The 4963-nt window shown below is 60.4% G+C and carries 2 protein-coding genes and 1 pseudogene; 2 read left to right on the top strand and 1 reads right to left on the bottom strand.

Annotated elements, in window-relative coordinates; genetic code table 11:
- Nucleotides 1–124: 124 nt before the first annotated feature.
- A pseudogene (locus tag ACE04F_RS24640) lies at nucleotides 125–370 on the bottom strand (M20/M25/M40 family metallo-hydrolase); the annotation flags it as partial.
- A 188-nt stretch (nucleotides 371–558) separates the two neighbouring features.
- On the opposite strand from ACE04F_RS24640, the gene ACE04F_RS24635 reads away from it, so the two are divergent.
- Nucleotides 559–3300, top strand: coding sequence for a type VI secretion system Vgr family protein (locus ACE04F_RS24635; protein WP_486110305.1), 2742 nt, complete (start codon nucleotides 559–561; stop codon nucleotides 3298–3300).
- Between the two features lie 23 nt (nucleotides 3301–3323).
- Nucleotides 3324–4963 (top strand): DUF6531 domain-containing protein (locus ACE04F_RS24630; RefSeq protein WP_486110304.1); only part of this gene is annotated, 1640 nt, incomplete at its 3' end.

Raw genomic sequence — 4963 nt, 5'->3', positions numbered from 1 at the left:
GCTCGCTCCCACAGGGTTTCTAGGTGTTGATCCACCCCTTGTGTCAAAACAAAAGACCAGGCCTGCTGCGCAGTCCAGCGGGAGCAAGCTCCCTCGCCACGAAAAGCCTTTCCTCCGCGGGCGGCTACCGTGCCGCCAACTCCATGATCATCCGCGTCAGCAGATAAATCCTCGGCACCACGCTTTCGACCTCGGCATATTCCTCGGGCGTATGGATATTGCCGCCGACGATGCCAAAGCCGTCCAGCGTGGGTGTGCCAACGCCGGCGGACAGGCTGGCGTCCGCCGCGCCGCCGCTGCCTTCCTCGGTCAGTTTGCGGCCCAGCTCGCCATAGATGCCCTGGGCCTTTGCCATCAGTTGAGAAGACTGGTCTGCATGGCGACCCGTGCGCTAGCCAGAATACCTCGGCAGCAGGTGAGACCTCGCTAACACTTCCAGCCAACATTAGAGAAACTTCCCACAGCAAATACGGAAAGCATGAAGGCGACAGCCAGACAACTCCTCTTTAAGGTTCAAAACCTTTCAACCTGCCACATGGATTGCCAGCAGGAGTTGCCATGCCTCATCCGCGTGATGTGCGCTTTACCTTCAGCTCAACCGCCGCCATCAACTTCGATGTAGTCGCGTTTGAACTTACCGAAGGACTGTGCGAACTGTATCGCCTGACCGTAGACTTGGTCAGCACTTCAGCCACTGCCGACTTCGCGCAACTGCTGGATCAACCCGCCACCCTCACTATCTGGCAAGGCGAACAACCGGTGCGCCATGTGCACGGCCTGATCAGCCGTTTTGAACAAGGCAAGACCGGCTTTCGTCGCACCAGCTATCGCGCCGTGATCGAACCGCAACTGGCCCGCGCCACCCTGCAATCGGACTGGCGCATTTTCCAGCAACGCAGCGTGCCGCAGATACTCGAGCAGTTGTGCACCGAACGCCGCTGGGGCGCCTGCACCCAACGCCTGACCGAAACCCACCTGCCCCGCGAATACTGCGTGCAAGCTGGCGACCTGGACTGGGACTTCTACCAGCGCCTGGCCACCGAAGAAGGCCTGCTGTCGATCTTCCAACACAGCGAAGCCGGGCATCAGCTGATTCAGGCCGACCATATCGCCAGCTTCGGGGTGCTCGAGGGCGAACCGCTGATATACGAGGCCAACCCAGGTGGCGATCAGGCGCAGCCGGCGCTGCACAGTTTCACCTACCGCGAGCAGGTGCGCAGCGCCCAACAGACCCAGCGCGACTACAGCTTCACCCACCCACGCTACAACCTGGAGCAGCACGAACAGGCGCGCCAGCTGGAACACCAAAGCCCCGACTACGAACGCTACGACTACCCCGGCCGCTACAAACATGACGCCGCCGGCAAGCCCTTCACCCAGACCCGCCTGCAAGGCCTGCGCGGTGATGCGCGCACCGCCGAGGTCACGGGCGACGACGCGCGCCTGGTGCCGGGGCTGGCGTTTGATCTGACCGGCCATCCGCGTGACGACCTCAACATCGGCTGGCGCGCCGTCACCATCAAACACATCGGTCGCCAGCACACGGCGATGGAAGAAGAAGCCGCCGGCAGCCAGGTGGGCACCCATTACAGCTTCACCGCCACGCTGATTCCCGACAGCGTCGAATGGCAAGCACCGGCGCGCGCCAAACCCTGCATTGAAGGCCCGCAGATCGCCGCCGTGGTCGGCCCGCCCGGCGAAGAAATCTACTGCGACGAACACGGCCGCGTGCGCGTGCAATTTCCTTGGGACCGCCAAGGCCAGGACGACGACCGCAGCTCCTGCTGGGTACGCGTCACCCACAACTGGGCCGGCGCCGGTTGGGGCCACGTTGCCTTGCCCCGGGTCGGTCAAGAGGTACTGGTCGGCTTCGTGCAAGGTGATCCCGACCAGCCCCTGATCATCGGCCGCAGCTACCACGCCATCAACCGCTCCCCCTACAAACTGCCGGAGTTCAAGGCCCTGAGCCCCATCCGTAGCAAGGAGCTTCACGGCGAACGCCACAACGAACTGCGCCTGGACGACACCACCGGGCAAATCAGCGCCGCACTGATGAGCGACCACGCCGCCAGCGCCCTCACCCTCGGCTACCTCACCCACCCGCGGCCCGGCGGCGGCGTGCCGCGTGGAGAAGGTTTTGAACTGCGCACCGACGCCCACGGCGTACTGCGCGCCGGCGGTGGTTTGCTGCTCACCACCCAGCTACGCCCGCGCGCCGCCGAACACCAAACCGACCTGCCGGAAACCGCCGAACAACTCGACACCGCCCGCCAACACCACGCCACCTTCGCCAGCGAAGCCCGCGACAACCTGGCCCAGGACAGCGGCGACCAGGACGAAGTCGCCGACGCGCTCAAGGCCCAGCATCAGGCCATTCGTGGCACCGGCGGAAACCCCAGCGCCAACCAGTATCCGGAACTGGCCGAACCGCACCTGGTGTTGCACAGCCCGGCCGGCATCGCCAGCAGCACCCCGCAATCGACCCACCTCGCCAGCGGCGAACACCTGGCCCTGAGCAGCGGCGGCCACACCAGCCTGGCCATCGGCAAACGCCTGCTGGTCAGCGCCAGCCGGGGGGTGCGCACCTTTGTGCAAAGCCTGGGCTGGCGGCTGGTGGCGGCCTCCGGGGATATCGACATCCGGGCGCTGAAAGACAACATCAACCTGCTGGCCAAACTCAAGGTCACCGTGACGGCTGAGCGCATCACCTTGAGTGCCAAGGAAGAGATCGTGATTCAGGCGGCGGGGAGTAGCACCACCTACAACGCGGGTGGGATTACTCATGTCACCAGTGGGTTGTACACGGCGCATGCCACGGACTTTTTTTACAAGGGAGCGAAGAGCCAGGCGGCGGCGTTTCCCGAGGAGCCGAAGGCGGGGAAAGGGAATTTGGAGCTGTTTCAGCAGTATGCCAATGGTCATGCGTTCAAGGGTGCGGAGTATCAGGTTGAAGATGCCCTGGGCAAGGTCATCAAGGGCAAGCTGGATAGCAATGGTTTTGCGGCCGTAGCAGGCTTGGCACCGGGTCCGGCCAAGGTGCTGTTTGGTCGCGATAAAACAGAGACCGCATCCGCTGCCCCTTTTGACAATCAAGACTCATCAGCTCACGCCAAAGCTGGCGCACGCACGCCCGCTGCCGCAATGCAACAGTCTTTAAACAGCCTGTTCGCCGCAGAAACCAGCACTACATCCCCACCCAGCCCTGCCTCCCTCACCAAAGAGTTGAGTGGTACGGCCATCCAAAAGCTCATGCCAGCGCCAATGAAAGAGCTGTTGAACGCACAACAAGGAAAGGGATAACCACAATGGATAGATGTGGCGGAGTGGTTGCTCCCACGAACACGTTTACCGAAGACGACGTCATAGAAGGCACCGAACTTCTCGCCAAATGGCTCACCACTCTCACCGGCGACGTTGTCAACTGGCGGGCGGTCATTACGGTCGGGGAAATGCTACCAGTTGCCGGATCAATATTCGCAGCCACCGATGCCGTCGGCGACATCATTGGGCTCGCACGAGGCAACAGCGAATACAGATCTGACATTTTTAACTGGGTCGGCCTCGGTATCAATCTGTTTGCAATTGTCCCGATTCCCGGTATTGGCCCGGCTCGCGCAGTTATGCGTCCGGCATTAAAAGCGGTCAGAACCAGCCACAAGGACGGCATTGCGCAAGCTCTTATCGGTTCGATTGAAAGCGCCCTGGCAAACATTTGCCCTGTAGATCTCGAGGAAACCCTTAACAAAGTCCAGAGCACTCTGCAGAGCATCCTTAAAGATTTCGCGGCAAAAATTGTCGAGGTATGCAAATTCCTAGCGAACCTCATACGGTCTGTCGCCAACGGAACCGTACAAGACGTTGCGCTCAGCGTGCTGTTCCCTGGCATAAGCCTCATAGTAAATGCCGCCGACTACGTAAAAAGAACAACTGGCCTCGGGTACAGCAAGGAGGACCTAAGCTTCGGTGTAGATAAGCAGAAGTTGGAAAAAATTCTTGAACCCGTTGCGGTCAGCATTGAGCAGATTGGCGAGATAGCCGGTAAAAATATCGCCAATATAGGTATGGCCACCGAGGCTGGCAGTATCGCCGCCATCATCAATGCGCTTGTCTTGGCAGTACGAAAACGAAAACGCGCACCCAATCAGGCAAATGTCAGCCCAGCCAGAACCAATGAAAGCAGAAAACAACAGCCCCAAAATGGCAACGAAGCCAGCCCGGCGCAACGCGCAGCCCGCGCCGATGCCAACTGCAGAAAACAAGGAACCGCTGGGGGTACTGGATGCAACATCAGCTTTGCCATGGGCAGCGAGACGATTGTCCACACAGACTTCCAGCTTCCCGGCGTTTTTCCCTTGGAGTGGAGCAGAACCTATCGATCCTCGCTCTCTGCATTCGACAATAGTCCATTCGGCGCACGCTGGATCACGCCATTTGCCAGCCGGTTCGACCTAAACGAGGATCAGCTCACCTACCATGCGACTGACGGGCGCAGCCATAGCTACCCGTTGCCGAAAGTTCTAGGGCACCACTACGACCCTATCGAAAGCGTGGTAATTGCACGCGCCAGCAAAACCCAGTTGACACTTCTGCGGGGCCACGAAAGCCAGGAACACTATCAGCGAGCCGGCGATCAGTTTCGCCTGACTGCAATTGTCCTACGCGGTGGTGCGCGCATCACCCTGCATTACGAACACCAACATGCAGGCCAAGCCGTTCTATCAGACCTGATCACCTACCAGGGCAATACCCCACACCACCATATCCACCTCCAACTTGATGAACACGGTCGCATCTCAGTCCTGTGGTTTATGCACGAAGGTCTACCATCCCGGCAACTGGCCAGCTACGACTACGACGAGCACGGCGACCTGATCGCCGCCCGCGACGAACACGCCGCGCAGTGGGACTACCAGTATCAACACCATCTAATCACCCGCTATACCGACCGCACCGGGCGCGGTAT

It is taken from the genome of Pseudomonas sp. AGC41 (assembly GCF_057334555.1).
This window is presented reverse-complemented; position numbering and strand designations above follow the sequence as displayed.

Bases quoted from the DNA above. Each gene is read 5' to 3' on its own strand.
- ACE04F_RS24635 (WP_486110305.1), top strand. From the start codon at position 559: ATGCCTCATCCGCGTGATGTGCGCTTTACCTTCAGCTCAACCGCCGCC.